30 protein-coding genes are annotated in these 25,638 nt (G+C 68.5%); 22 read left to right on the top strand and 8 right to left on the bottom strand.

Translation table 11 applies throughout. The features are described from left to right. Positions 1–86: 86 nt before the first annotated feature. Complete coding sequence (locus E1295_RS01030) at positions 87–587, bottom strand: hypothetical protein (RefSeq protein ID WP_132627711.1); 501 nt, start codon at positions 585–587, stop codon at positions 87–89. 38 nt (positions 588–625) lie between these two features. Here E1295_RS01030 and E1295_RS01025 point away from each other — a divergent pair, with 38 nt between their 5' ends. Further along, complete coding sequence (locus tag E1295_RS01025) at positions 626–1,225, top strand: TetR/AcrR family transcriptional regulator (protein ID WP_132627710.1); 600 nt, start codon at positions 626–628, stop codon at positions 1,223–1,225. A gap of 170 nt (positions 1,226–1,395) precedes the next feature. On the opposite strand, the gene E1295_RS01020 is transcribed toward E1295_RS01025, so the two are convergent. Beyond that, positions 1,396–2,616: a glycoside hydrolase family 16 protein gene (locus E1295_RS01020; protein WP_132627709.1), complete on the bottom strand. Its 1,221-nt coding sequence runs from the start codon at positions 2,614–2,616 to the stop codon at positions 1,396–1,398. A 197-nt stretch (positions 2,617–2,813) separates the two neighbouring features. On the opposite strand from E1295_RS01020, the gene E1295_RS01015 reads away from it, so the two are divergent. The 15 genes from E1295_RS01015 (at position 2,814) to E1295_RS00945 (ending at position 15,314) form a co-directional block, all read left to right on the top strand. Further along, a complete protein-coding gene (locus E1295_RS01015) occupies positions 2,814–3,797 on the top strand; it encodes a BtrH N-terminal domain-containing protein (protein ID WP_132627708.1) in 984 nt (327 codons plus the stop codon). Positions 3,798–3,888: 91 nt separating this feature from the next. Then, a complete protein-coding gene (locus E1295_RS01010) occupies positions 3,889–4,584 on the top strand; it encodes a DNA alkylation repair protein (protein WP_132627707.1) in 696 nt (231 codons plus the stop codon). Positions 4,585–4,637: 53 nt separating this feature from the next. Further along, the gene (locus tag E1295_RS01005) at positions 4,638–5,339 is read left to right on the top strand and encodes a class I SAM-dependent methyltransferase (RefSeq protein WP_132627706.1); all 702 of its coding nucleotides are present in this window, start codon (positions 4,638–4,640) and stop codon (positions 5,337–5,339) included. A 107-nt stretch (positions 5,340–5,446) separates the two neighbouring features. Further along, entirely contained in the window at positions 5,447–5,998 is a 552-nt protein-coding gene (locus E1295_RS01000) for a hypothetical protein (protein ID WP_132627705.1), read from the top strand. A gap of 363 nt (positions 5,999–6,361) precedes the next feature. Beyond that, the gene (locus E1295_RS00995; protein WP_132627704.1) at positions 6,362–6,826 is read left to right on the top strand and encodes a CBS domain-containing protein; all 465 of its coding nucleotides are present in this window, start codon (positions 6,362–6,364) and stop codon (positions 6,824–6,826) included. Then, a complete protein-coding gene (locus E1295_RS00990) occupies positions 6,823–8,013 on the top strand; it encodes a PucR family transcriptional regulator (protein ID WP_132627703.1) in 1,191 nt (396 codons plus the stop codon). Before E1295_RS00995 ends, E1295_RS00990 begins: the two co-directional genes overlap by 4 nt. Further along, positions 8,010–8,549, top strand: coding sequence for a Na+/H+ antiporter subunit E (locus tag E1295_RS00985; RefSeq protein WP_132627702.1), 540 nt, complete (start codon positions 8,010–8,012; stop codon positions 8,547–8,549). The genes E1295_RS00990 and E1295_RS00985 overlap by 4 nt, the downstream gene beginning before the upstream one ends. After that, positions 8,546–8,806, top strand: a complete 261-nt coding sequence (locus tag E1295_RS00980) for an MrpF/PhaF family protein (protein ID WP_132627701.1) — start codon at positions 8,546–8,548, stop codon at positions 8,804–8,806. Before E1295_RS00985 ends, E1295_RS00980 begins: the two co-directional genes overlap by 4 nt. Further along, positions 8,803–9,117, top strand: a complete 315-nt coding sequence (gene mnhG, locus E1295_RS00975) for a monovalent cation/H(+) antiporter subunit G (protein WP_132627700.1) — start codon at positions 8,803–8,805, stop codon at positions 9,115–9,117. Before E1295_RS00980 ends, mnhG begins: the two co-directional genes overlap by 4 nt. Then, positions 9,114–10,097 (top strand): DUF4040 domain-containing protein, encoded by a 984-nt coding sequence (locus E1295_RS00970; RefSeq protein WP_132627699.1) that lies wholly within the window; start codon positions 9,114–9,116, stop codon positions 10,095–10,097. The genes mnhG and E1295_RS00970 overlap by 4 nt, the downstream gene beginning before the upstream one ends. Beyond that, the gene (locus tag E1295_RS00965; protein WP_132627698.1) at positions 10,094–10,459 is read left to right on the top strand and encodes a cation:proton antiporter subunit C; all 366 of its coding nucleotides are present in this window, start codon (positions 10,094–10,096) and stop codon (positions 10,457–10,459) included. Before E1295_RS00970 ends, E1295_RS00965 begins: the two co-directional genes overlap by 4 nt. Beyond that, on the top strand, positions 10,456–11,931 hold the full coding sequence (locus E1295_RS00960) for a proton-conducting transporter transmembrane domain-containing protein (RefSeq protein ID WP_132627697.1): 1,476 nt from the start codon (positions 10,456–10,458) through the stop codon (positions 11,929–11,931). Before E1295_RS00965 ends, E1295_RS00960 begins: the two co-directional genes overlap by 4 nt. After that, positions 11,928–13,376, top strand: coding sequence for a proton-conducting transporter transmembrane domain-containing protein (locus tag E1295_RS00955; protein ID WP_132627696.1), 1,449 nt, complete (start codon positions 11,928–11,930; stop codon positions 13,374–13,376). The genes E1295_RS00960 and E1295_RS00955 overlap by 4 nt, the downstream gene beginning before the upstream one ends. Further along, positions 13,373–13,639, top strand: coding sequence for a hypothetical protein (locus E1295_RS00950; protein ID WP_132627695.1), 267 nt, complete (start codon positions 13,373–13,375; stop codon positions 13,637–13,639). The genes E1295_RS00955 and E1295_RS00950 overlap by 4 nt, the downstream gene beginning before the upstream one ends. After that, the gene (locus tag E1295_RS00945) at positions 13,602–15,314 is read left to right on the top strand and encodes a Na(+)/H(+) antiporter subunit D (RefSeq protein ID WP_220448485.1); all 1,713 of its coding nucleotides are present in this window, start codon (positions 13,602–13,604) and stop codon (positions 15,312–15,314) included. The genes E1295_RS00950 and E1295_RS00945 overlap by 38 nt, the downstream gene beginning before the upstream one ends. Positions 15,315–15,333: 19 nt before the next feature. Here the strand turns inward: E1295_RS00945 and E1295_RS00940 are convergent, their stop codons facing one another. Next, positions 15,334–15,975, bottom strand: a complete 642-nt coding sequence (locus E1295_RS00940; protein ID WP_132627694.1) for a TetR/AcrR family transcriptional regulator — start codon at positions 15,973–15,975, stop codon at positions 15,334–15,336. Positions 15,976–16,077: 102 nt separating this feature from the next. Between E1295_RS00940 and E1295_RS00935 the strand changes: the two genes are divergently transcribed. The 3 genes from E1295_RS00935 (at position 16,078) to E1295_RS00925 (ending at position 19,814) form a co-directional block, all read left to right on the top strand. Next, the gene (locus tag E1295_RS00935) at positions 16,078–17,616 is read left to right on the top strand and encodes a serine hydrolase domain-containing protein (protein WP_132627693.1); all 1,539 of its coding nucleotides are present in this window, start codon (positions 16,078–16,080) and stop codon (positions 17,614–17,616) included. Positions 17,617–17,907: 291 nt separating this feature from the next. Further along, entirely contained in the window at positions 17,908–19,323 is a 1,416-nt protein-coding gene (locus tag E1295_RS00930; protein WP_246079755.1) for an MFS transporter, read from the top strand. Between the two features lie 155 nt (positions 19,324–19,478). Then, positions 19,479–19,814, top strand: a complete 336-nt coding sequence (locus E1295_RS00925; protein ID WP_132627692.1) for a hypothetical protein — start codon at positions 19,479–19,481, stop codon at positions 19,812–19,814. A gap of 102 nt (positions 19,815–19,916) precedes the next feature. Here E1295_RS00925 and E1295_RS00920 read toward each other — a convergent pair whose 3' ends face one another. The 4 genes from E1295_RS00920 to E1295_RS00905 form a co-directional block, all read right to left on the bottom strand. Then, on the bottom strand, positions 19,917–20,612 hold the full coding sequence (locus E1295_RS00920; RefSeq protein ID WP_132627691.1) for a class I SAM-dependent methyltransferase: 696 nt from the start codon (positions 20,610–20,612) through the stop codon (positions 19,917–19,919). Positions 20,613–20,638: 26 nt separating this feature from the next. After that, positions 20,639–20,908: a hypothetical protein gene (locus E1295_RS49915; RefSeq protein ID WP_220448484.1), complete on the bottom strand. Its 270-nt coding sequence runs from the start codon at positions 20,906–20,908 to the stop codon at positions 20,639–20,641. Between the two features lie 121 nt (positions 20,909–21,029). After that, positions 21,030–21,383: a class I SAM-dependent methyltransferase gene (locus E1295_RS49910; protein WP_220448483.1), complete on the bottom strand. Its 354-nt coding sequence runs from the start codon at positions 21,381–21,383 to the stop codon at positions 21,030–21,032. A gap of 1,111 nt (positions 21,384–22,494) precedes the next feature. Further along, positions 22,495–23,004 (bottom strand): hypothetical protein, encoded by a 510-nt coding sequence (locus E1295_RS00905; protein WP_132627690.1) that lies wholly within the window; start codon positions 23,002–23,004, stop codon positions 22,495–22,497. A 352-nt stretch (positions 23,005–23,356) separates the two neighbouring features. On the opposite strand from E1295_RS00905, the gene E1295_RS00900 reads away from it, so the two are divergent. After that, on the top strand, positions 23,357–23,842 hold the full coding sequence (locus E1295_RS00900; RefSeq protein WP_132627689.1) for a DUF5946 family protein: 486 nt from the start codon (positions 23,357–23,359) through the stop codon (positions 23,840–23,842). Positions 23,843–24,096: 254 nt separating this feature from the next. Here the strand turns inward: E1295_RS00900 and E1295_RS50580 are convergent, their stop codons facing one another. Beyond that, positions 24,097–24,270 carry a hypothetical protein gene (locus E1295_RS50580; protein WP_246079754.1) on the bottom strand — a complete coding sequence of 58 codons (174 nt, stop codon included), beginning with the start codon at positions 24,268–24,270 and terminating at the stop codon, positions 24,097–24,099. A 517-nt stretch (positions 24,271–24,787) separates the two neighbouring features. On the opposite strand from E1295_RS50580, the gene E1295_RS00890 reads away from it, so the two are divergent. Continuing rightward, positions 24,788–25,474: a DsbA family oxidoreductase gene (locus E1295_RS00890; RefSeq protein ID WP_132627687.1), complete on the top strand. Its 687-nt coding sequence runs from the start codon at positions 24,788–24,790 to the stop codon at positions 25,472–25,474. Beyond that, complete coding sequence (locus E1295_RS48420) at positions 25,471–25,614, top strand: hypothetical protein (protein WP_166427019.1); 144 nt, start codon at positions 25,471–25,473, stop codon at positions 25,612–25,614. Before E1295_RS00890 ends, E1295_RS48420 begins: the two co-directional genes overlap by 4 nt. Positions 25,615–25,638: the final 24 nt, after the last annotated feature.

Below are 25,638 nucleotides of genomic sequence, written 5' to 3'. Positions count from 1 at the left end.
ACGACAGGCCCACACTGGAGAGATAGCTGTGCGCCCCCGAAGAGTTACAGTACGCAGCCGCGAGGCGGAGAACGCGCCGCCGGGGGTCAGGACACGGGCTCTCCGACCCGCTCGGCCACGTCGGGGCGCCGTCGGTGGGCGGCGAAGAACGCGCGGGCGGAGGCCGGCAGCCAGAGTGCGGCGATCATCACGAGGTGGATGACGTCGGCGGAGATGACGGCCCAGTAATACTCGGACCCGGCGGCGGCCGAGACGAACCCGGCGAGGGTGGCGACGATGAGGTAGACGGTCAGGGCGACGCGGGCCCAGTGGCGGCCCTTGAGCGCTTTGAGCACGAACCAGATGACGAGGACGACGTCCAGGGCGTGCAGGACGACCGCGTACGTGACGGCGGCGTTGATCGCGAAGTCGAGGTGGGCGGGGTCGAGGCCGGGGTTGCCGCGCATGACCGACGCGCCGGTGAAGTCGCGGTCGATGGCCATCAGCAGCGGCAGGGCGACATAGACGGCGACCAGGACGATCGCCGCGGGAACGAGCAGTCGGAGCGGGGCCGGAACGGCCTTTTCTTGGCACAACCGTACTACCATAGCGGTTATGGTAGCACGGCTGCGCTAACATAAGCTCCATGCCCAGGCTCATCGATCATGAACAGCGGCGCGAAGAGCTCGCCGAAGCGGCCTGGCGAGTGATCATGCGTCACGGCATAGGCCGCGTCTCCGTGCGCATGGTCGCCGCCGAGGCCGGGGTCTCCGCCGGGTCGCTGCGCCACGTCTTCAGCACGCAGGGCGAGCTGCTCGTCTTCACCATGCAACTCGTCGTCAGCCGTGTCCGGGCCCGCATCACCGCCATCCCGCCCCACCCCACCGTCCGGCAGAGCGTCGAGGCCGTGGCGCGCGAACTGCTGCCGCTCGACGCCGAGCGGCGCGCGGAGATGGAGGTCAACCTGGCGCTGTTCAGCGCCGCCACCACCGAAACATCCCTTCGAGGGCCCCGCGAGGAAGCCTTCGAGGCCGTGCGCGACACCTGCCGCTGGATGATCTCCGCCCTCGACAACGGCACCGACCTGGCGCCGGGGCGCGACCCGGAGATCGAGGCCCAGCGCCTGCACGCCGTCATCGACGGACTCGCGACCCACCTCGTCTACGAGCCGCCGGCGGCCGACACGAGCTGGGCGACCAAGGTCCTCACCACGCACCTGGACTCACTGGCGGCATCCGCGCCGTGATCAGGAACAGGCGAAGAACGCGCTGGTGCTGCTGCACACCCCCACGGTGAACGTCATCGAGTTCATCCGGCCGTGAACCCGGTTCCGGCCGACCCAGAGGGCTGCCGCGCTCAGCGCGTCCGGGCCGGCCGACGGGAACCTGGCCCGGACGCGCGCTCATCGCAGGCCGCTCAGGAACGGGTCCACTTCTGGTTGGACGCCCCGGTGCAGTCCCACAACTGCAGGCGCGCGCCGTTGGCGGTGTTGCGGTCCACCACGTCCACGCACCGGTTGGCCGGGATGTTGACGAGGTCGCCCGCCGGGCTGAGCGTGAAGCGCTGGGCGCCGGTGCCGTTGCACGTGTAGAGCTGGATCGGTGTTCCGTTGGCGGTGCCGGCCGCCGCGGCGTCCATGCACTTGCCCATCGCACGCACCGTGCCGTCGCCGTTGATGGACCACTGCTGGGCGGCGGTCCCGTTGCAGTCGTACATCTGCAGCGGGGCGGCATCCACGGGCTCGGCGCGCGGGATGTCGATGCAGCGGCCGTTCAGGTTCGACCTCAGCGCGGTGCCGGACCCCGATCCGCCGTCGGTCCACGCGGAGACCCGGACGTAGTCGATCAGCATCGTCTGCGGGAAGGTGGTGCCGGCGTTGGGCGGGCCGGGCCAGTTGCCGCCGACCGCCACGTTCATGATCATGAAGAACGGGTGGTCGAACACCCACCGGTTACCGCGGAGACTGGCCGGAGTGATCCGGAAATATTCTGAACCGTCCAGGTACCAGATGATGAGGTTGGGCGACCACTCGATCGCGTACCTGTGGAAGGCGTCGCCGAGCGGCGCGCCCACCGTACGGCTCCCGCCGATCCCGTCGCCGCCGGAGTAGCCGGGGCCGTGGACGGTGCCGTGCACGGTGTTCGGGACGCTGCCGATGTTCTCCATGATGTCGATCTCGCCGTCGCCCGGCCAGTTGCCCCCGCCGAGCATCCAGAACGCCGGCCAGATGCCCTGACCCCGCGGGATCTTGATGCTGGCCTCGAAGCGGCCGTACGCCTGGGTGAACTTCTCGGCGGTCAGGATCCGGCCGGAGGTGTACTGGCAGGTGCCGTAGTGGCACTGCAGGTTGGACGGGTTCTCCCTGCGGGCGGTGATGGCCAGGTGCCCCTGCCCGTCGTGGTGGACGTTGCGCGTCGAGTCGGTGTAGTACTGCAGCTCGTTGTTGCCCCAGCCCCCGCCGCCGATGTCGAACTTCCATTTGGAGCCGTCGACGGACGTCCCCGCGGCGGCGTTGAACTCGTCGGACCAGGTCACAGGCCCGATGTCCGCCTCGGCCCGGTGGGCGCCCGCGACCAGGCCGCTGGTCAGGGTGAGGAGCATGGCCGTGGCCGCGAGGAGGAGCCGGGGTTTGCGCATGGAGACCTCCGGTATGTGGTCTGGCCCCCCGATCAACAGGATGTAATCTCAGCGGATTCTTCTTGTCAACAAGAAGCTTTACTTATTATTTGTGCGCCTCCGCTCCTCCCGACCCAGGACGCGGCTGGACTCTCCCACGGTGGGAGGCCCCATGCTGGACCCTGCGGTACCCGCGTCGGCATGAGGAGAGCCAGGACATGACCATCGTGAAGGACGTCGAGCCCCGCGGCATGCAGCACTGCGAGACGACGGCGCTCGGCGTGCTGCTCCGGCACGAGGGCCTGGACCTGTCGGAACCCCTGCTGTTCGGGCTGGGCTCCGGCCTGTCCTTCCTCTACTGGGACAGCAAGAGCATGGCGTTCCCCTTCCTGGCGGGCCGCGTCCGGCCGTTCGACCTCACCAAGAACCTGGCCGCCAGGCTGGGGCTGACGCTGACGGTCAAGGAGACCACCTCGCCGCGCAGGGCCTGGGAGAACGTCACCACCCCGATCGACGCCGGCCGGCCGGTCGGCCTGCAGCTCGACTCGTACCATCTGGACTATTTCCGCACCAAGGTGCACTTCGGCGGCCACGTCGTCGCCATGTACGGCTACGACGAGCACGACGCCCACCTGGTGGACACCGAACAGCAGGGAGGAGCGGTCCGCACGAGCCTGGCCGGCCTCGCCAGGGCACGCGCCGAACGCGGCCCGATGACCGCCAGGCACCGGTCCTTCACCCTCGCGCTCCCCCCTCACCCGCCCGCCTGGCAGAAGCAGATCGTCCCCGCCATCAAGCACTGCGCCGACGCCTTCCTCGCCGCTCCCATCGCGAACCTCGGCCACCGCGGCATCGCCAAGGCCGGCACGAAGGTGCCCGGATGGCTGCGTCGCGCCGGCGAGCCGCAGCGGGACCTGCCGCAGGCCGCCCTGCTCATGGAGAAGGGCGGCACCGGCGGCGCCCTGTTCCGCGCCCTCTACCGCGACTTCCTCGGCCAGTGCACCCGGCTGATCGACGACCACCGCCTGCGCACCGCCCACGACCTCTACACCGAGGCCGCCGCCCTGTGGTCGGACGTGTCGGCCCTGATCGCCAAGGCCGGGGACAGCGGCGACGCGCGCCACCTCGACCAGGCCGGCGCCGTCCTCCACGACCTCGCGCGCATCGAGCAGGACGCCATGCGGGCGCTGTGCCGGTTGTGACCGGCAGGGAGCGCCGAGCAGCCGCATGAATGTACGCAAGGCCGGCCTCCGTCATAGGCTCGACCACGCGCCTGACGGACAGGAGGCTGTGATGGCCCAGACGACAGCGACCGGGACGACGGTGGACGAGGTGATGGCCGAACTGGCCGGCCTCGAGGACCCGAAGATCCGCGCGGTCAACGAGAGACACGGTGACGATCACGGTGTCAACCTCGGCAAGCTGCGTGCGCTCGCCAAGCGGCTGAAGACCCAGCCGGAGCTCGCGCGCCGGCTCTGGGCCACGGGTGACACCGCCGCGAGGCTGCTGGCCCTTCTGATCTGCCGCCCGAAGGCGTACGAACGGGACGAGCTCGACGCCATGGTCCGCGAGTCACGTACGCCCAAGGTGCACGACTGGCTCGTGAACTACGTGGTCAAGAAGAGCCCGCACGCCGAAGAGCTGCGCCTGGCCTGGTTCGCCGATGCCGACCCCGTGGTCGCGAGCGCCGGCTGGGCCCTGACCACCGAACGTGTGACGAAGAAGCCCGGCACCCTCGACCTCTCCGGGCTGCTCGACATCATCGAGGCGCGGATGAAGCGCGCCCCCGACCGCCTGCAGTGGGCGATGAACCACTGCCTGGCCCAGATCGGCATCGAGCACGCCGACCTGCGCGCCCGCGCCATCGCCATCGGGGAACGCCTGGAGGTGCTCAAGGACTACCCGACGCCGCCGGGCTGCACCTCGCCGTACGCGCCCGCCTGGATCACCGAGATCACCCGCCGCCGGCAGGACAAGCAGCCCGGCTGACTCCCGGCCGCCGGGGACCGCACGCCGCTGCTCCTGGAGTAGCCTTGCCCGTCATGACCGACTTCGTCTCCCTCCCCTTCTACGACCTGTTCCACGAGAACGGGCACGTCCCGGGCATCCGCGAAAAGCTTCCCCCGCTCCTCACCGGAGTGCGACGGAGCATCCTGGAGATCGGCGCAGGGACCGGTCTGATCACCACGTCGATCGCCGACTGGACACCTGCCGAGATCTTCGCGCTGGAGCCCTCGGCCGGAATGCGCGGGGTGTTGCTGTCCCGGCTGAACGCCCGCCCGGAACTGCTCAAGCGGGTGACCGTGCTCCCCTATGACGCCCTCAGCCTGGACCTGGCCGAGCCGGTGGAGGCCATGGTGATGATCAACGTGCTGTACGCCCTGGATCCCGACTACCGCAAGCGGCTCTGGCCGGTGCTGGCCACCCAGCTGGAACCCGGCGGGCTGCTGGTCTTCACCTGGCGCGACGGAGGCCCGCCCGCGCCGAGCCCGCTCAAGGAACTGGAGTCGTGTCAGGTGGGCCGGCACACCTACACGATCCTGTCGGAGATCATCGAGTCGGACGAGGAGGCGTGCAAGGCCCGCTACCTCTACCGGGTCGCGGAAGGCGACAAGGTCATCAGCGAGGAGGAGATCGTCGGCCACGCCTACCGCCCCGTGCGGGACGTCATCGAAGGCGAACTGGTCAGCGCGGGCTTCGCCCGGACGGACGCGCCTGACGGGTTCCTCGCCTGGCGGCTTTGATCCGGAGCCCTGCGCTGTGCCCTCTCACCGGCGACTGACGCCGGCGGCTCGTGATCCGTACGCTGATCGTCATGGCAACCGACGGAGTAGCTTTACAGGTGCAGGACGTGACGTCGGCGTTGGACACGACGCTCACCGCCGTCCGAGCGGCGGGGGCCGACCCGCTCTACCGCGTGGGCGGCACCGGGGCCGCGCTGCTGCAAGGTGTCCGGCTTCCCGTCGGGGACGTCGACCTGCTGGTGGCCCGGCGCGAGGACGTGGACACGTTCGCCGCGGCCCTGTCGTCCCACCCCTGCCTGTACGCGGCCTCGTGGCTGCCCGAAAGCGCACAGTACTTCGCGAGGTACGACGTGCACGGCGTCCACGTGGAGTTCAGCACGGTCGAGCGGGAGACCGACTCCGACGGGATGGAGTGCGTCGGCCGCGGCCCGTGGCGGCACTACGTCCTGGTCACGTGTGGCTCGCACCGTGTTCCCGTGGTGCGCCTGGAACTGCGCCTGGCCACCGAGCTCAGGCGTGACCGGCCCGATCGGTACGAGCCGTTGCTCGACCACCTGGCGGCGCACGGATTCGACCGAGACCTGCTGAACCGGGCCATGGAGGCTCACGGCCTGTCACCGGAGAAGCAGAGCCTGATCAACGACCGTCTCCGGCCTTGAGCGGACCTCGTACATGTGGATCTGGACACGGTAGAAGCCCTTCCTGTCGTCGAAGTGTCCGCCGAGCCCAGCAAGGGCGGCGTGAACCCGGCGCGCGACAAGGATTCGTTCCGGCTGTCGGAGCGCGACGCGGCCCGTAAGCCGGCCGGCCGGACACTCCGGCCTGGCGTTCTCGAAGCTCGAGGGGAAGGCGTGGGCGAGGCCCTGAGCGGGGTTTCGACGAAGGGTTTGCCAGGAGGTTGCCGGTGGTCGGCAACGAGCAGACCTTGCTGCTTGCCCCTGCTGCCCATTGGCTCATCGGCCCGAGTCTCGAATACTCGAAGGAGCCACCGCCCCAGTGCCGTAATGATGCCAGGAGGGTTCATGCGCGCAGCCGAGATCGTGGAGACGCTGCCCACCGCGCGTCTCGACGACGAGGCGCTGGCAGCCGTTCGCATGTTGTGCGAGCAGCGGTTGCCGGGTCTGATCGTCGCGGACGAACAGGGGCGTGTGGTGGGCTGCCTGTCGTCGGTCGATCTGCTCAAGCTTGCCTTGCCCCGCTACACGCTGGGCGAGCCGCTCCTGGCCCGCGTGTTCGACGAGGCGCACGCGGACAGGATCGCCGAGCTCCTGGCTCGCAAGCCCGTCCGTGTCCTGCTGGAAGAGGCAGGACACCGGATTCCGGTGGCCCGTCCGGAGGCGACGCTGGTCGAGCTGGTCGAGCTGATGACACGCCACGGCTGCCCGCTGATACTGGTGGAACAGGTTGACGAGGGCGGCCTTGGAGTGATCACCGCCAACCGGCTGCTGGAGAAGCTGGCGGCCGCGATCAGCGAGGCCTCTCCATGACGGTGACGCCAATCTCCCAGCGAAGAAGAGGTGCCCAGCTGGCCGCTCCCGACGAACTCGCCGCGCTGGCCACCAAGATCGCAGCCGAGGCCGACGGGACATCCGGCGAGTTGCTGAACGGCTATCTGCAGACCCTGGCAGAGGTGAGCGTGAGCCGGCGCCCGCCCAGCGACGACGAGCTGAGGCAGTGGCGCGACATCGGTGCGCGGGCGGCCGATCTCGGCGTTCCGATGCGGAGCCTGATCAATCTCTACCTGCGGGCCACCTGGCAGGCCTGGCCGCATCTGCCCGGCGTGCGCGGTCCGGACGCGACAGACCGCCTCTGCCCGATCGGTGAGTCGGTCATGCGTACGGCCGACACCGCGGTGATGACCCTGGCCGAGGGGTACGAGGAGGTCCAGCGGTGGATCGTGCGCCGCGAGGAGTCCCTGCGCCGCGAGTTCATCGACGATCTGTTCGACGGACGCGACATCGGCGGGCTGGCAGAGCGTGCCGAACGCTACGGCCTGCACCTCGGCTGGGCCCACGTCGTGGCGGCGGCCCGCGGTACCGAGCCCTTCGTGGACGGCGGACTGATCGCACGCCAGGTCGAGACAGCGCTGCGCCCGTACTTCGGCATCCGGGACGCGCTGGTGGGCACCAAGGACGGGCTCCTGGTCTGCCTCGCGCCCCAGCAGCACCAAGCGGTCCTGGACGAATTCGTGCGCCAACTCTCCCTCGCCCTCGGCGCGGACACGTCGTGGCGGGTGGGCATCGGCCGCCCGCAGTCCGGCGCGGGCGGAGTCGTACGCTCCTTCGAGCAGGCCCGCGGCGCGCTGGAGATCGGCTCGCGCCTCAACCTCCCCGAGCAGGTGCTGCGCGCGCGTGAACTGCTCGTCTACCAGGTGCTGCGCCGGGACACCGCGGCGCTGTCCGAGCTGGTCACCGAGGTCCTGGAGCCGCTCCGCACCACGCGGATGGGAGCTGAGTCGCTGCTCAACACCCTCTCGGCCTATTTCGATTCGGGCAGTGTCGCGACGGTCGCCGCGCAGCGGCTCCATGTGAGCGTGCGGACGGTCACGTACCGCCTGCGGCGCGTCCGTGACCTCACCGGCTACGCGGCCGACGACCCGCGGCAGGCGTTCGCCCTGCACGTCGCGGTACTCGGCGCGCAGCTCATCGGCTGGCCGAACCAAGAGAGCTCATGACGCGACCACGTCTCGCACCATTGGACACGGGCGTCACACACTCCGGCGGGACCGGCACCATCCGTTTGATCCGTTGGGCCGCTCCGCTGCTCGCGGCTTTCTGGCTGCTGCTCTCCGGCCATATCGATCCGCTTTTCGTGACGTTCGGCGTGATCTCGGTCGTCCTCGCCTGCGTGCTTGCCCACCGGGCCGGGCTCAGCCTGGAGAAGGGCCCCACGCTGGGCCTGGTGCTGCGGCTGCCCCGCTATCTTCTCTGGCTCGTCAAGGAAGTCCTTGGCTCCGCGGTCACCGTGACACGCCAGGTGTGGTCGCCTCGAACGGACCTGGACCCAGTCGTCACCTGCACGCCCTCGCGCGGCCTCTCCCCTCTCACCCAGGTGGTGTACGCCAATTCCATCACCCTCACCCCTGGCACGCTCTCGCTCGACCTCGACGACGAGCACATCGAGGTGCACGCCCTCGACAGCGCCGGGATCGAGGACCTGAGTGACGGGCGCGTGCTGCGGCAGGTGCACAGGCTGGAGGCACGGCGATGATCGTCGCGGTGATGGCCGCGATCCTGGTCACCATGCTCCTCGCCCTGGCGAGGGCGTTCCTCGGGCCAGGCCGCTACAACCGCATCCTGGCGATCAACATGTTCGGCACCAAGACCGTTTTGTTCGTCGCCGTCTCCGGTTACCTCTTCGGCCGCCCGGAGTTCCTCGACATCGGCATCCTCTACGCCCTGGTCAACTTCGTGGCCGTCATCGCAGTCCTGCGCCTCACCCACCAGACGGAGAGCGACGCCGCATGATTCTCCTGGAGATCCTGAGCGCCGTGCTGCTCGCCGCCGGCGCGCTGTTCATCGTGTCGGGCGCCGTAGGCCTGCTGCGCTTTCCCGACTTCTACACCCGCATCCACGCCACCGGCATCACCGACTCGGCCGGGGCCGGACTGATCCTGCTCGGACTGCTGATGCGGACGACAACATGGGAGGCGGGAGTCCGGCTGCTCATCATCATGCTGTTCCTCGTGGTGACGGGTCCGACGGCGACACACCTCCTGGCGCACGCCGCGCGACGCGACGGCGTACCTGTCTGGCGTAAGGGCCACCCCCGCCGATGACGACGTTCACCGTGATCAACTTCACGCTTCTGGCGATCCTCACCGTGACCGCGCTGGTCATCGCGCGGTTACGTGCCCTGTACGAGGCCGCCATGCTGACCGCCCTGTCCAGTCTCGTCACCGCGAGCCTGTTCGTGCTCATGGACGCGGTGGATGTGGCCTTCACCGAGGCTGCGGTCGGCGTCGGCATCAGCACCGTTCTGCTGCTCGGCGTGCTCGCGCTCACCCGGTCGCGCGAGGCGGTCACTCCACGGCACAGGCACCTTCCCGCCATCGCCGTCACCGCGCTGACCGGCGGCCTGCTCGTCTACGCCGCCCAGGATCTCCCCGCTTTCGGCTCCGCGGACAGCCCTGTCCAGCGGCACCCCGTCACGGAGGTCTACCTGCACCAGTCGCAGGAAGAGATCGGCGTGCCCAACACCGTCACTGCGGTGCTGGCGAGCTACCGGGCGCTGGACACGTTGGGCGAACTGGTCGTGGTGTTCGCCGCGGGCACCGCCGTACTCCTGCTGCTCGGACCGCTCACCCACGGTGGGCGGCGGCAGAACCTGGACCTGATGGAGTACAAGGTCCTACGCGTGGTCAGCAGCCTGCTGATGCCGTTCGTCCTGGTGTTCGCCCTCTACGTGCTCTTCCACGGCGACTTCGGGCCTGGAGGCGGATTCCAGGCAGGCGTGATCTTCGCCACCGGCTTCGTGCTGCACGGCCTGGTCTTCGGCCTGGACAAGTCTGAGCGGGTGTTGCCACCGGCAGCGCTGGGGGCTCTGGTCCCGCTCGGCCTGGGGCTCTTCGTGGGTTTGGGCGTGGTGACCATGCTGCTGGGCGGCTCATTCCTCGACTACGGCACGCTGCTGCCCGCCGACGGGCCCGCCGCTCAGCACCTGGGCATCCTGACCGTCGAAGTGGCCATCGGCATCACCGTCGCGGCGGTCATGACCTCGATCTTTTTCGCTTTCGCGGGCCGGAGGCCCACGCGATGACCGGCACGCACTACGTCTACTGGCTGCTGTTCGCCCTCATGATGATCGGCCTCTACGTCGTCATCAGCCACGGCAACCTGCTGAAGAAGATGATCGGGCTCACGCTCTTCCAGGTTTCGGTCTTTCTGTTCTTCATCAGCCTCGGCAAGGTCGAAGGCGGCAGCGCGCCGATCATCTCCCCGGAGGTCGAGACCTACTCCCACCCGCTTCCCCAGGTGCTGATCCTGACCGCCATCGTGGTCGGCGTCGCCACCCTCGCGGTCGGCCTGGCACTGGCTGTGCGCATCTTCGAGGCTTACGGCACCGTGGAGGAACAGGACATGCGAGAGCGTGACGAGGACCGGCACGGAGCCGCCTCATGATCGCTAACCTGCCGATGTTGCAGGTGCTCATCCCACTTGGGTGCGCGCCGCTGTGCGTGCTGTTGCGCCGCCGACGCCTGGCGTGGCTGGTGTTCCTGGTGGCCGCGCTCAGCTCGCTGGTTTGCGCCGCCGTACTCGCCCGGCTGGTGGCGGCCCACGGCCCGCTGCACTACGCCGTGGGCGGGTGGGCGCCACCGTACGGCATCGAGTTCGTGGTCGCCGGCTACAACACCCCCGTACTGCTGGTCGTGTCGGCCGCGGCCGCGGCCGTGGCCGTCTACAGCCTGGGGAGCGTGCGCACCGAGGTCGACGACCGTCGGGCACCGCTGCTCTACACCTTTCTCTGCCTCACCTTGGGTGGCCTGCTGGGGCTGACGGTCACCGGCGACGTGTTCAACGCCTTCGTCTTCCTGGAGATCAGCTCCCTGTCGACCTACGCCATGGTCGCGCTGGGCCCGCGGCGCCGCGCCCTGCCGGCCGCCTTCCGCTACCTGGTGATCGGCACGGTGGGCGCGACGTTCGTGCTGATCGGCATCGGCCTGGCGTACGCCGTCACGGGCACCCTCAACATGGCCGACCTGGCGACGCGCCTGGCCGCAGCCGACAGCGACCGAGCGCTGTACGCCGCCGCCGTCTTCGTCTTCGTCGGCCTGGCGGTCAAGGCGGCGGTCTTCCCGCTGCACGCCTGGCTGCCGGGAGCCTACGGCGAGGCGCCATCGGCGGTCGGCACGTTCCTGGCCGCCACGAGCACCAAGGTGGCTCTGTACGTGCTGTGCAGGCTCACCTTCACCGTGTTCGGCGCCGGCCTGGTCTTCGGCACGATGCCGCTTGGGAGGATCGGCCTGCTGGCGGGCGGACTGGCGGCAGTGGCCGCCTCGGCCGTCGCCTGTTTCCAGACCGACCTGAAATACCTGCTGGCCTGGTCGAGCATCGCGCAGATCGGCTACATCCTGGCCGGGATCAGCCTGGGCACCGCCGCCGGAGTCTCCGCCGCCTACCTCCATCTGATCAACCACGCGGTGATCAAAGCGTCTCTCTTCGCCGCCGCCGGCCTCCTGCTGGTGCGGCTGGGCTCAGTGCAGTTGTCCGCGCTGGCCGGCCTCGGCCGGCGCATGCCCTGGACCTTCGCGGCGATCGTGATCGCGGGCCTCGGCATCGTCGGCGTGCCGCCCACGGCCGGTTTCGCCGGCAAGTGGGCGCTGGCCTCGGCGCTCGTCGAGGCCGGCCAGTGGCCGGTACTCGTGGCCATGCTGGTCAGCTCCCTGCTGGCGCTCGGTTACATCGGGCGCATTGTGGAGACCGCCTGGTTCCGCGAGCCCGCATCGGTCGCTGAGCTGTCAGTAGCGCCTGCGTCGATGACCGCCGTGGTGTGGGTCCTGGTCACGGTCTCCGTCGTCTTCGGTCTCGATGCGGCGTTGCCGGCCTCGCTCGCCGAGTCCGCCGCCGAGGCGCTGTTGAACGGTGGTGGATGATGCCTCTTCTCCTGGCGGTCGCCGTGACGCTGCCGTTGCTGGCCTGCGGGGCCGTGCTTCTGCTGCGGCGCAGGCCTGCCGCACGTGAGGCCGCTTCGGTGGCCGCCGGCGTCGCATTGGCCGCCACGATGCTCAGTCTGTGGCCCGCCGCCGGGCAGGACGTGCGGCTGACGCTCTGGTCGTGGCTGCCCGGGTTGTCGCTGGAGTTCGCGCTGGAGCCGCTCGGGCTGCTGTTCGCCACCGTGGCGGCGGTGCTCTGGCCGGTGACGACCGTGTTCGCCGCCGGATACCTGCGTGCGAGCGGGACGCCGCACCAGACACGTTTCTTCGCCTTCTTCGCCCTGGCCATCGTGGCTGCGATGTGGATCGCTCTGTCGGCGAATCTGCTCACGCTGTTCATCGGCTACGAGATCATGACGGTGGCGACCTGGCCGCTGGTCGCGCACGGTGGCGATGCGGCGGCCCGCCGCGGCGCGCGCGTCTACGCGGCGATCCTGCTGACCAGCTCGATCGGCTTTCTGCTGCCCGCCGTCGTGTGGACCTGGGTGTTGGCCGGCGAGACCACCTTCCGCCCCGGCGGCCTGCTCGGCGGAACCGCGGGAACCGGCGTGCTGACCGTGCTGTTCGCCCTCTACCTTGTCGGCATCGGCAAGGCCGCGCTGATGCCGGTGCACCGCTGGCTGCCCGCCGCGATGGTGGCGCCCGCCCCCGTGTCGGCGCTGCTGCATGCTGTCGCGGTGGTCAAGGCCGGGGTGTTCGCGGTGCTGAAGGTCACCGTCTACGTCTTCGGGATCGACACGCTCACCGAGACCGGAGCCGCGGCCCCGATGAGCTGGGTGGCGGCGTTCACCGTGATCGCGGCGGCGGTGATCGCCATCAGGTCCGACAACCTCAAACGCCGCCTGGCCTACTCCACCGTCGGCCAGCTCGCCTACATCGTCCTGGGCGCGACCCTCGCCCGCGACATCGCCGTGGCAGGCGGGGTGTTCCACCTGGTGACGCATGCCGCCGGGAAGATCACGCTGTTCCTGTGCGCCGGCGCGATCGCGGTGACGGCGCGCAGGACCCGCGTCAGCGAGTTGGACGGCCTGGGCCGCGCCATGCCGTGGACGTTCGCCGCGTTCCTCATCGCCGCCCTCTCGATCATCGGGCTGCCTCCCCTGGGCGGCACCTGGAGCAAGTGGCTGCTGCTGATGGGCGCGGCCGAGGCGGGGCAGTTCGCCATGATGGCGGTGCTGCTGGCCGGCTCCCTGCTCGCGCTGGCCTACCTGATGCCGATCCCGGCGCGTGCCTTCCTTCTGCCGCCGGCGGATCCGCCTGCGCACGGGGAGGCCCGGTTCTCTCTGTCGGGGCCGCCCGTACTGACCGCGCTCGGCTGCGTGGCGCTGTTCTTCGGCGCGGAGGCCGTACTCGCGCCGCTGGCCGGGATTCTGGAGGTGCCGTGAACGACGATGACGACCGCCGCCGGCTGGACGAGCCGCGCAACGTGACCCGCATCGTGTACGGCCTGGCCGTCCTGTGCGCGCTGATCTTCGCCGCCGACCTCTTCTACACCAAGCATCCGCACTTCGCCGTCGAGGAATGGTTCGGCTTTCACGCCGTGTACGGGTTCGTCGGCGCCTTCGCCCTGGTCGTCGTCGCCAAGGGGTTGCGCAGGGTGCTGCGGCGTGATGAGGACTACTACGAGCGGGGCGGCGATGACGGCTAATCCCGCCCTGCTGCTGATCCTCGGCGCAGCCGGCGTGCCGCTGCTGCGCGGCCTGCCCCGGCGGGCCCTGATGGCCGCGGTGCCGGTCGCCGGGCTGGTCCTGCTGTGGGCGCTACCCGAGGGCGCCGCATCCGGCCTGCAGTTCCTGGGGCTGGAGCTGGTGCCGGTGCGGGTGGACGCCCTGGCGCGGGTGTTCGCCACGGGTTTCCTGATCGCGGCGCTGCTGACCATGGTCTACGCCATGCATCTGCGCGACACGCTGCAGCAAGCCATGATCCTGGTGTACGCGGCGGCTGCCGTCGGCGGCACACTCGCGGGCGACCTGGTGACGTTGTTCGTCTTCTGGGAGCTGGCCGGGTTGTCGTCGGCGTTCCTGATCTGGGCGGGACGCAACGAGCGCAGCCATCGGGCCGCCACCCGCTATCTTGCCGTGCAACTCCTGTCCGGCCTGCTCATGCTGGCCGGGATCGTGTTGCGGGTCCAGTCAGGCGCCGGACTGGAATTCGGCCACCTCGGGTTGGACGCGGCCGGCGGCGCACTGATCCTCGCCGCGATCGGCATCAAGTGCGCCTTCCCCCTCCTGCACTCCTGGCTCACCGACACCTATCCCGAGGCGACCATCGTCGGCGCCGTCGCGCTGTCGGCCTTCACCACCAAGTTCGCGGTCTACACGCTGGCGCGCGGCTTCGCCGGCACCGAGATGCTGGTGTGGGTCGGCCTCGTCATGGCCGTTTTCCCGATCTTCTACGCAGTCATCGAGAACGACCTGCGCCGGGTCCTGGCGTACAGCATGATCAACCAGCTCGGGTTCATGGTCGTCGGCGTCGGCATCGGTGGCGCGCTGGGCATCAACGGCGCGAGCGCGCACGCCGTGGCCGACATGGTCTTCAAGGGCCTGCTGTTCATGAGCGTGGGCGCGGTCATGTTGCGCACGGGCACCGCCAACGGGTCCGACCTGGGCGGGCTCTACAAGTCCATGCCGCAGACCGCCGCGCTGTGCATGGTCGGCGCCGCATCGATCTCCGCCTTCCCGCTGTTCTCCGGCTTCGCCACCAAATCGCTGATCATGGAAGCGGTCGGGCAGGAACATCTCACCGTCGCCTGGTTGCTGCTGCTGTTCGCCTCCGCCGGCGTCTTCCACCATGCCGGGATCAAGATCCCCTACTTCGCCTTCTTCGCGCACGACCGGGGGTATCGCGTCGCGGAGGCGCCCCTCAGCATGCGCGTGGCGATGGCCATGGCCGCAGTGGTGTGCGTGGCGATCGGGGTGGCGCCCTCCCTGCTGTACGGCATGCTGCCGTACGCCGTGGACTACGCGCCGTACACCACCGCCCATGTGATCAATCAGTTGCAGCTGCTGCTCCTGGCCGCACTCGCCTTCACGGTGCTGGTGCGCACCGGGCTCTACCCGCCCGAACTGCGCTCGGTCAACATCGACGCCGACTACGTTTACCGCCGGGCGCTCCCGCAGAGTTGGCGGGCGTTGTCGCGGGCCGCGGACGCGGGCCGCGCACGGGTCGGGCCCGTGCTGCGCCGCCTTGGCGGGGAACTCTGGAAGATCGTCACTGGTCCGCTCCGGCCCGGCGGCCAGGTCACCCGGCCATGGTCCACCCACCTGATGGTGTGGTGGACGGCGCTTGTGCTCGGCGCCATGCTGCTGCTGGCCTTTCTGTGATCTTGTCCAGGGATCCGCATCACCGACCGTACTGGTGGCATTCGCCGGTGAAGACGGTGGCGAGTTCCGCCTTGATGATCGACCCGGACATCTCGGCTGCCGGCACTCCGTTGACGCCCCCGGGGTCGCGGTAGACCTGCATCGCCAGCCCTTCGGTGAGGGCGGCGAGGCGGGTCGCGGCGGGCCACGGGTCCAGCTCTGGAGCGACCTCTCCGCATTCCTTGCCGTTGTGGATGGCTTGGGCGAGGTCGTCGCGCAGCTTCCTGGCGGTCCGGACGTCGACGTCGGCCAGCGCGGGGGCGTCCAGGGAACGCCCGGCGAACGCCCTGGTGACCCGGAACTCGGTACGGCGCGTCTCGTCCAGGGGGATGAGCTGGGTCATGGCCTCGGCCAGGAGCCAGGAGATCGGTCTGCGGTGCCGGATCCCCGTACGAATCAGCTCGTCCACCCTGTCGCGGATGCGTGCGCTGACGTACGTGAAAGCGTGCAGCAGCATCTCGTCCTTGGTGCGGAAGTAGTGCTGCACGAGCCCCACCGACATTCCGGCGGACCGGGCGGTGCGGGCCACGGTGACGGCGTCGAGCCCGGCGTCGGCGATCAGCTCGCAGACGGCCATCGCGATCTGCCGGCGGCGTTCTTCATGGTCGGCGGTTCTTGCCACTTGATAACCATACCGCAATACGGTAAAAACCGTACAGCCATACGCTTATCTACTGGATCCGAGGACCCCTTGCCCCTCCGCCGCCGGCGTGCCGCCGCCAGCATGGTGATCGCGTCGCTCTGCCTGCTGCCGGCCGTCCCCGTCACACCGGCCGTCGCCGTCACACCGGCCGTCGCCGTCACACCGGCCGTCGCCGTCTCACCGGCCGTCGCCCAGCCCGGCGACCGGTACGCCGCGATCGACGCCTACGTCCGGCAACGGATGCGGGCCACCCAGGTCCCCGGCCTCTCCTACGCGGTGGTCGGCCCCGAAGGTCCGCTGCACCAGCGTTCCTGGGGCGTCGACGGGCGAGGCAGGCCCATCACCGCCGGCACCCCGTTCCTGTGGGGTTCGGTCTCCAAGCCCATCGCGGCGACCGGCATCATGACCCTCGTCGAGTCCGGAAAAATCCGCCTGAACGACAAGGTGATCGACCATCTGCCCGGCTTCCGCTTCGGCGGCGCCACGCACGCCTCCCAGGTCGCCATCCGCCACCTGCTCGACCACACCTCCGGGCTCCCCGAGTCGGCCACCTTCGAGGTGACCGACTGCCTGGCACCCACCTGCCCGCCCCCGGCCGGACGCATCGGCGACCTGGACGAGGTCACCCCGCTCGGCCCGCCCGGCAGCACGTACGCCTACACCAGCGCCAACTACCTGGTGCTGGCCGCGGTGGCGGAGTCGGTCACCGGACGCCCCTTCCCCGGCTACCTCCGCGACGCCGTACTCGACCCGGCAGGCATGCGCGGCGCCATCGCCGACGCCGCCTCGGCCCGCGAACGCGACCTCCCGCCAGGACACCAGCTCCTGTGGGGCGTGCCCTCCTCGATCGCCGACGGCGTCGACACCCACGGCGCCGCCTACGGCTACCTGGGCGGCGACCTGAACGACCTGTCCGCGTTCGCGTCGCTCCAGCTCCGTTCGGGACAACGCGCCGATGGGGGCACTGTCCTGACCTCTGATTCCGTACGGCTCATGCGCGAGAAGGGCCGGCTGCAACCCGGCGGCACCGCCACCGGCTACGGACTGGGCTGGCGGGTGGGCGGCCTGGAGGCACCCCTCGACGGCGCGATCTGGCACACGGGCGCCACCTTCGGCTACTCGGCGACGCTGATCCTGCTCCCCCAGCACGACCTCGCCCTCGTCCTGCAGCAGAACCTGCACGGCCTGCTGCACGACGGAGCGGTCATGCAGGCCGGCTTCGGCGCCGCGCGGCTCCTCGCGGGTGCGCAGCCGCCCGCGGACGCCTCGACGCTCGGCTACCACCTGACCACGTGGAGCCTCACGACACTCGCCCTGGGACTGATCCTGGCGGCCGGGCGTTCGGCCGTCCTGCTCCGCCGCCCTCCCCGGCCCGCCTCCCCGCTCCGGCGTACCACCGTGGCCACGGCGTGGAGCCTCGCGGGGGCGTTGCCGTGGATCGCCCTGATCCCGCTCGCCGGCGAGACGGGCCCGCGCCTGCTCATGATGTGGCTGCCCGACGTCTCCCTCGCCCTGTACGCCGCAGCCGCCGCCGGAGCGTTCACCGTCGCTCTGCGCCTGGCCCTTGCCCTCCGCACCCCATCGAGCGACCAACCCAGGCCAGGCGCGAACCGACACTGAGCGTCACCGCCACTCCAGCGGGGCCATCGGCCGACTCGTCCCCGAGGACGTCGTCGGCCTGATCCGGTACGTACGCCGGCACCTGACCTCGTAGGGGCGGGTCGCGTCGGCTTCGGTAGTATCGCGGGCATGTCTGCAGCTTCGTGCGCGGCCGCTTGTGCCGCGGTGACGAGGACGCTCCGCTAGCGGCGGGGCGTTCGTCTCACTTTGTGAACGATCCGTCGCTCCCTGGTCGTACCGGAGCGGCACCTTCGTGCTGCTCGGAACTTCTCCAGAGCAACGGAGCAATCGATGCTTTCAGGCATTCTCTTCTCGCGCCGGGACGAATCGTCCCCGGTGCGCGCGTGGCTGGTGCTGTGCTGCATGGCCATGCTGCAGTTCTTCATCGCGGTCGACGTGACCGTCGTCAACGTTGCCCTGCCCTCGATCGGCGCCGGCTTCCACGTCGACAGTCACGCGCTGACCTGGGTGGTGGTCGGCTACACGATCACCGGTGGCGGGCTGCTGATGTTCGGGGGGCGGCTGGGCGACGTACTCGGCAGGCGACGTGTCCTCCTGCTCGGCACCGCCCTTTTCGGCGCGGCGTCTCTGCTGGCCGGGCTCGCGCCCTCCTTCGCTCTCCTGGTGACGGCCCGCCTGCTGCAGGGAGCCGGCGAGGCGATCGCGCTCCCGGCGGCGATGGCGGTGATCGTGCTCATGTTCCCCGAGGGGCCTCGCAGGTCGCGGGCGCTCAGCGTGTGGGCGGCCGTCGCGAGCTGTGGACTCGTGCTCGGGTTCGTACTCTCCGGGATCATCGTCGAGCTGCTGAGCTGGCGGTGGATCTTCCTGGTGTCCGTGCCCTTCGTCGCGGTCGTGCTCGCCGCGGTGGTCTTCCTCGTACCGGGTGAACGGCCGGCCGAGGCTTCACCTGTGGACCTGCTCGGTTCGCTCCTGCTGGTAGCCGCCCCGCTGCTGTTCACCCTCGGGGTCGTGGAGGCAGGAGAGGCGGACGGCACGCTGCCATGGCTGCCGCCGGTGGCACTGGCCGGCGCGGTGGCAGCCGGGGCCCTGTTCATCAGGGTCGAGCGCCGTTCACCGCATCCGCTGGTGCCGCCGCGGTTCTTCCGCAGCCGGCCCCGCGTCCTCGCCAACCTCGCCACCGCCCTGCTGAGCGCGGCACTGTCCACCTCGTTCCTGCTGTTCACGTACTACCTGCAGGACCGCCTGGGCGCCGGTCCGTTCCAGGCCGGCCTGGTGATGCTGCCTCTGGCGGTGTTCCTGATCGCGGCCTCGGTGCTGGTTCCACGGCTGCTCGGCCGGTGGGGCGCCCGGACGTGTGTGCTGGCCGGGATCGGCTTCACCGTACTGGCGATGACAGCCATCGCTGTCGTCTCCTACCTCCAGGCCGGCGCTCCGGCGATGATCCCGGCGATGATGCTCATCGCCGCCGGGATGGGGTTCGGGCTCGTCGGACTGCAGTACGTCGCGGTGACCGGAGTGACCGAGGACGACGCCGGCATCGCCTCCGGTGTCCAGCGAGCCGCCGACCAGCTGGGTGGTTCCACCGGGATCACCATCTACGTCGGCATCGGCTTCGCTCCCGCCTTGAACGGCATTGACCCGTTCCTCGCCAGTAGCTCGCTGGCAGTCGCCGGGCTCGCCGCGGCCGTCTTCGTCACTTGGCGGATCTCCATGCCCACCGCGGTGATGGCGGAGGAAACCGGGTAACCCTCTCGGCGTACCTGTGTACGCCTTGGCGGTCACGATGCCGACGTGCATCCGCTCGGCGATCCCCGGGTCGCCGAGCCCCGCTCGATTGGTGTCCCGTGCTGCTCGGTTCGAGCAGACCGAGCCCTGACGTGCCAGTATGTCGCGCTGTGGGAATGTACAACCGCCTGCGGCTTCCGTTCCACCTTGAGTGCCCCGCATGCGGCGAGCGTGATCGCTGGTGGCTTCAGTTCCGGTTCGGAACCCTGACCTTGGCGGATTACGAGCTCGGCCATCGGGTGAACTGGCTGCGCCGAGGGCTCAAGGAAGGGCGGCCAGGGCTCGGCCGTGTCCTGATCCAGGGGACTCTTGAAGAATGTCCGCACTGCCGGGCGGACCTCGGGCCGGCGCACGAGATCTGGATCATCGAGGTGCGTGACGACGTCTTCGCCACCGTGGTGGAGGATACGAGCGGTCAAGGGTACTGGCAGGAGTTCTGGCGAGTGGCCTGAGTTCCGTACGTCTCGCGCGAGCAGTCATAGTTACGGACGCGTTCCCGCGAGTGACCGCGACGTTGTCACCCAGCACAGTGATCACCTCGGAGTCGGCGATGATCAGGGACGCCGCAGCCGTACAGCGACGAAGCACGGGGCTTGGTGGAGCCTTTCGTACGCGGCTTCGTCGACCTTTCGCAAGGCGGCCGTGGGCCGGGGTTCGACCAGTTGCTCCAGCACGAACCCCGCGGCCAGCAGCTCACTCAGAAAGGTTTCCAGCGGCATGCGCTGGTAGTGGATCGAATGCTCGCCACCTGCGACGGCCAGGTCACTCCAGTCGTGGCTGAAGTACGAGCCTCCGAAGTGACGCCAGTCGGCTGTGGGGTGGGTGATGGACATCAGAAGCCATCCACCTGGTCGCAGAACGCGGCGTAGTTCGCCCAGCAACTGCTCACGATTCTTGATGTGGTGGAACACGAGGGCGCAGACCGCACCGTCGAACGAAGCGTCAGCGGCGAAGTCGAGTGGCTCTTCGAGGTCGTGAAGGAGTAGTTCCGCGTGGCCGTTCACGCGGGTCCGGGCGTGGCTCAGCAGCGTGGCACTGCCCTCGATCCCGACGACCTGGGCGCCGCGGGCCGCGAGTTCGGACACGTAATGGCCTGCCCCGCAGCCGACGTCCAGGATTCTGGCATCGGAAACATCACCGGCGAGTCGCAGCATCGCGGGTCTGTCTGTGTAGGCGTTGTAGGGGCTCGTATCGGCATGCTTGGCGAAAAGGTCGCCGAGCGCGCCATGGTAAGCGGTCGCCTTGCGCATCGGGACATCATCGCAGTTGCCGCACGTCACGCGGACTCGCAGACGCAGAGTTGCAGCGGCGCGTCCATGGCGAATGGCCGACCGAACCAGTCGCCGAAGCGCTCGACGAGTCGAAGGCCGCCGAGCGAGACGAGCAGCTGCAGCTCCTGCGGAAATATGCTCCTGATGTCGAGCGGTGCGACGACGAAGTCGGGCTCGGAGTCAGTCGAGAGATACCACGTCCCACGTGTCACCTGCGCGGACGCATCGTAGACCTCAGCGACATCGACGCTGACGTTGCCACGGTCAGGATCCATGAACGACTCCCGGGTACGCCGCACGCCATCGGCTTGGGCCAGCAGGGCACGCTCGGGTTGAACACATCGAAGACGAACCGTCCTCCAGGCGCCAGATGTCGTCGAACCGACCGGAAGCAGCTCACCAGATCCACAGCCTCATGCAGATGCAGTAAGGAATTGGCGGCGATGAACACGAAGTCGAATGTACGGCCCAGATCGAAGCCCGCATGTCACCCTGAATCCATTCCACCGCCGCACCGCGCTCGTTCGCCTTACGCTGCGCCTCGGCCAGCATGTCCGACGAGAAATCCGGGCCGACGCACGGATGCCCGTCGGACGCGATGGGAATGAGCGTGTGCCCGGTGCCGCACCCAAGCTCCAGTACGCGCCCACCTTGCCGATCGGCGTCGACCCGGTAGAAGTCGACCGCGGACCCGCCGCCCGGGAACATCAGGTCGTACAGCCTCGCGTGCGAGTAGAACGCTTCACTCATCGAGCGCCTCCCCTAAGACTTCCTCACCGTACGGTTGACCGCCGCGCAGCAGGCCGGCGACATAGCCCCTGATCGTGACCCGCGTACCGAAGTCGCCGGCCTCCTGGCTCTCGCCAACGGCCTGACCTCCAGTGTCCTCAGCCGACAGCGCAGCCACGAGCCGCTAGCGAGATCATCGATTACCACTTGGACCGCCTGTTCGTGCCGAGCCTTGCGCTTCGGAGCCCGGCCCACGAGATTCGGCCAGATGGGACGCAGCCGCGAGCCGCAGCGACGACTGACCGAGTCCCAAACGGTGGGTCGCACCTTGCCCGCGTATCCAATGGCCCGACCAGCCAGCGCGTGACAAGCCCGGCTTCGAGATGCTGATCCGACGTTGTGAAGGGCACGCCCCCGAAACCGCCGACCAAGCCGACGCGACCATCACACTGCCCGATGGCACTTGCCGGTACGCGACGTTCATGGCGCTCGGCGTCGTCAGCATCATCATGGAACCTTTCATCCTCGTGCGATCTCGTAGTCCTGCCCGAGCACATGTGAAGATGACCACATGATCGAGGCCGAGTCGCGAGGAACGGCCTGCGGTGCGCATAGCCGTGTACGTGGGTGCGGCGCTCCTAACCTGCATCCCTGTCGTGGCCCTGATCTGGGCTGAGGACCTGCGCTTCATGCACTCGTCAGGGAAAATGGAGGCGGTCGCCCGCACCTGTCTACTTTCTTCCGAGGCAAAGGGTGGGGAGGGGACGGCTACGGCTACGTCTGGAGCCCCGTGAGCCGAACGGGCGATGTCCGGCACGTGAAGGGGCCTTGGTACGAGTTCAGAGACGACGCGCACCAGTGAGCTGCTCCGCTGGTGGGCCCCGACTTTGGTGGAGGTCTCGCCTTTACGCAGGTAGACCAGCACCAGCAGGGCCTGATGGTCGGGGTTCAGTCGCCGCCAGACCGACCTCATCGACTTACGGGGGCGTCGGATCACCCCGGCGACGTAGTTCAGGGTCTGATGCGACAAATCGACGGCGGCACGATACGACAGCACCAGAAGCTCCTGGTTGCGACGGTGTGGGTCGTGGTGATCAACCCGTCTACCGACTCGTGGACCAGAAGTGGATGGCTAGTCCGGAATCCACCAGCAGTAGAGCAGTTCATCGCTCTCCTGGGCCCGCCGCGCAAGGGCGACAAGCTCCCGGACCAGGTCCACCACGTCGTCGCTTTCGCTGAAAGGACAGAGGGGCTCCATCGTCCAACGCCGGGCGACTTCGAGCAGACGAGAGTCGTCGACCTCAGCGAGAGCATCGCGTGCGGTCACCGGTAATTCATCGATTTGTGGCCCATCGAGATAAGGCGAGTCCTCCGGGAGGCTCAGCCATGCTTCTTCACTTTGCGGTGCCCCTGCAGGCGGAGGGTACAAGGTGACTGTCTCGACGAGATCATCTGAGTAGGGCACGTCCTTGATGGCGGCCACGAGGCTGCCGAGAGAGCCGTCAGGGTCGACCCACGTGATTTCCACGACATCGAACACCGGAGCGCCGCGAAGGGGTTTGCTGCGGTTCCGTACGGTGGTCGGCCGCAAGGTGGCTGTGGCGCGATCGGGAGCACGGTAATAGTCACACATGGCGCTCATACAGGACGCTCCTGTCGGTGGGGGCATGATCGTTCCCGGCCGATGACAGGTTACGAGCCAGGGGCATGCGCTCGGAAGTACGGGCAAGCGACGGCATGTCTGGTGTGCCCCAAGGAGGTGGCACACACCGAACGGATGACGGCATGGTCAAACCAGCAGAGCCTCACGCGAGGACCGAGCTTCACCACTCCGCAGGACATGACCACGGCCCCTGCCGTCCATTCAGGGTCGAGCGCGGCCGGCCCTCGCTCGTTGCAGAACCTCATGGCCACAGGACCCATGGTCGGGTAGGGCATGAGCCCGCGCCGATAAAACATCGCCAAGATCAGGGCCGGCCACCTATGTTGCAGCCATGGCAGATATCTCCATGACGGACAGGTGCGACTGCGGTGCGACGGCCGGCCCGCTGGGCCTGTGCGTGGACTACTACCACGGGATCCTGGCCGAGGAGCAGTCGGATCCGCAGATGTTCAGGTGGCATGCTCCCGTGGTCGTGACGTATCTCCTGCAGCATCCTTCCGAAGCTCACGAGAAATACCTCGACGACCAGTTTCGCCAGTTGCAGCTCTACGTGGATCAGGGCCTTGACGCGCTGCTCCGCCTGGCGGCTCATTCGGTGGCACGGAACAACCACCGGGCACGGCGGGGCTACGACATGGCACCGTTGGCGGCATACGCACCACTCCCGAAGGGCGAACCTCCCGGCTTCAGTGCCTCGTTCAGCGGGTTGCCGTTCAAGGACGGGAGCTTTGTGTTCGACGGACATCTGGCGTATGGGGATCGCATCAAAGCCATCGCCGAAGCGACGGTGGAGTCCTGGACATCCGTTCAGAGCTGACACCCGAAGGTCAGCGTGAGAATATCCACGGCGAGTGCTCCAGCGCCCAAGACGCTCGCCGAGATCCGCCAGGACACTGGTGCCACCCAGGCTGAACTCCCCCTCGTCACCATCCTTAATGGCACGACGATCAGGCTCTCGACCTCGGCCGTCGCCCCCAGTCGAAGGACTATCCGTCTCGCGTGCGTGCTCGACGAAGAGCTCGGCCAGGTTCCGCATGTACCCACCTTCGGGCCTGCGCCGACGCTCCGCGATCATTCCGGAGCCGAAGCGCCCGCACCGGAGGCATTGCTTCTGCTGCGGATCCGGAACTCTTCCAGCCATTCGGCTACCTGCTCATCGGTGTGCAGGTGATCGTCATCAGGGCCGTGGCGCAGGTCGATGCCGTGAAGGAGTTGCAGCGCCCACCATACGAGGTCGTCGTCCACGGCTGGGCCTTCCGCGCGGACCCATTGGGCAGCCCATCGGTCGGCTTGGTCGCGGGTCACTGAGCCGTTGAGGATACCGTCGAGCTGTGCTTCGACCTGCGCGCGGGATGGTGCTGTGAACACAGGCTCAGCGTCTCACGCGACGTGGTCACCCACGAGCTTTGGGCTTGCTGCGATGGTGGCTTGAGCGGTCATCCTGTGAGGCTGCCGTCGAGGCCGGGCCGCGTCCAAGATCGTGGTGTATGAGAATGAAGCCACTCTGCGATCTGATGCTATTTAAGCAGCAATAGTATCTGTTGTCACATTTGTGTCATTGTCATCTCGATAAGCGGGCGCGGCGGTCGGGGGCCGTGCGAGCGATCAGCGTACCGGACCTGCATCTTCCATGATCTGGCTCTTCCCAGATGAGGGTGTAGTTGCCTGGCCCGCGAGGCTGACGCACTTCAAAGTGCCTTTTGTATGCCTCGTTCTACTCACTCATGATGGGGTTACGCACTGCTAGTGAGGTGAGAGACGGATGATTGAACGGCGAGAGCAGGGCACCGGTTCGCGGGTCGCCATCGAGGTCTGGGCCGATCTGGGCTGCCCGTGGTGCTACGTGGCGAAGCACCGACTCGAGGCGGCGATCTCCCAACGCCCGGACGCGGATCGGTTCGAGATCGTGATGCGGTCCTTCCAGCTGGACCCGACCGCGCCGCAGGGGCTGGAGAAGAACGAGACGAGCTTCGTGCGCAGCCATCCCGGCAGCACGGCCGATGACCTCCGGCGGGCCGAGCGCCAGATGCAGGCCATTGCCAACAAGGAGGGGCTGAGGTACACGGTCGACCGCTGGAACGCCAACACCTTCGACCTGCACCGGGTGGTGCAGTACGCAGGTGACCAGGGTCGCGGGTTCGCGTTCTTCTCCGCGGTCCAGGACGGCTTCTTCGCAGGCGTCCTCAACCCGTTCGATCCCGACGCTCTCGTCGAGGTGGCCGAGTCTGTCGGGCTGGATGGGCGGCGGGTGCGCGATATCGTCGCCGGCGATGAGTACGCCGACCGTGTCCGTGCCGATCGGCAGGAGGCCGTGGAGTTGGGCTCGACCGGGGTGCCGTTCGTGGTCTTCGACCGACGGGTCGGTGCGCCGGGAGCCCAGAAGGTCGCCGCCTACGACCAACTGCTGGAGCAGGTGGCCGGGCCCGCGCCGAGCGAGCGCGCGTCATGAGCGACCCCACGCACGACCTTCAGTTCGTCACCACACGCGCCGGCGGATGGTGTGATCCCGACACGGGCGTGTGCATCATCGACAGCTCGGAGGAGGAAGACGACACCGTCAGCGGGACCGCTGGCGAGGACGGCACCTGACCACCCGCCGCTGACGGGCCGCCC

The sequence above is a fragment of the Nonomuraea mesophila genome (assembly GCF_004352805.1).
GTDB classification, from domain to species: domain Bacteria; phylum Actinomycetota; class Actinomycetes; order Streptosporangiales; family Streptosporangiaceae; genus Nonomuraea; species Nonomuraea longispora.
Note: the sequence above shows the minus strand (reverse complement) of the source record. Positions and strands in the feature narration are given on the sequence as shown.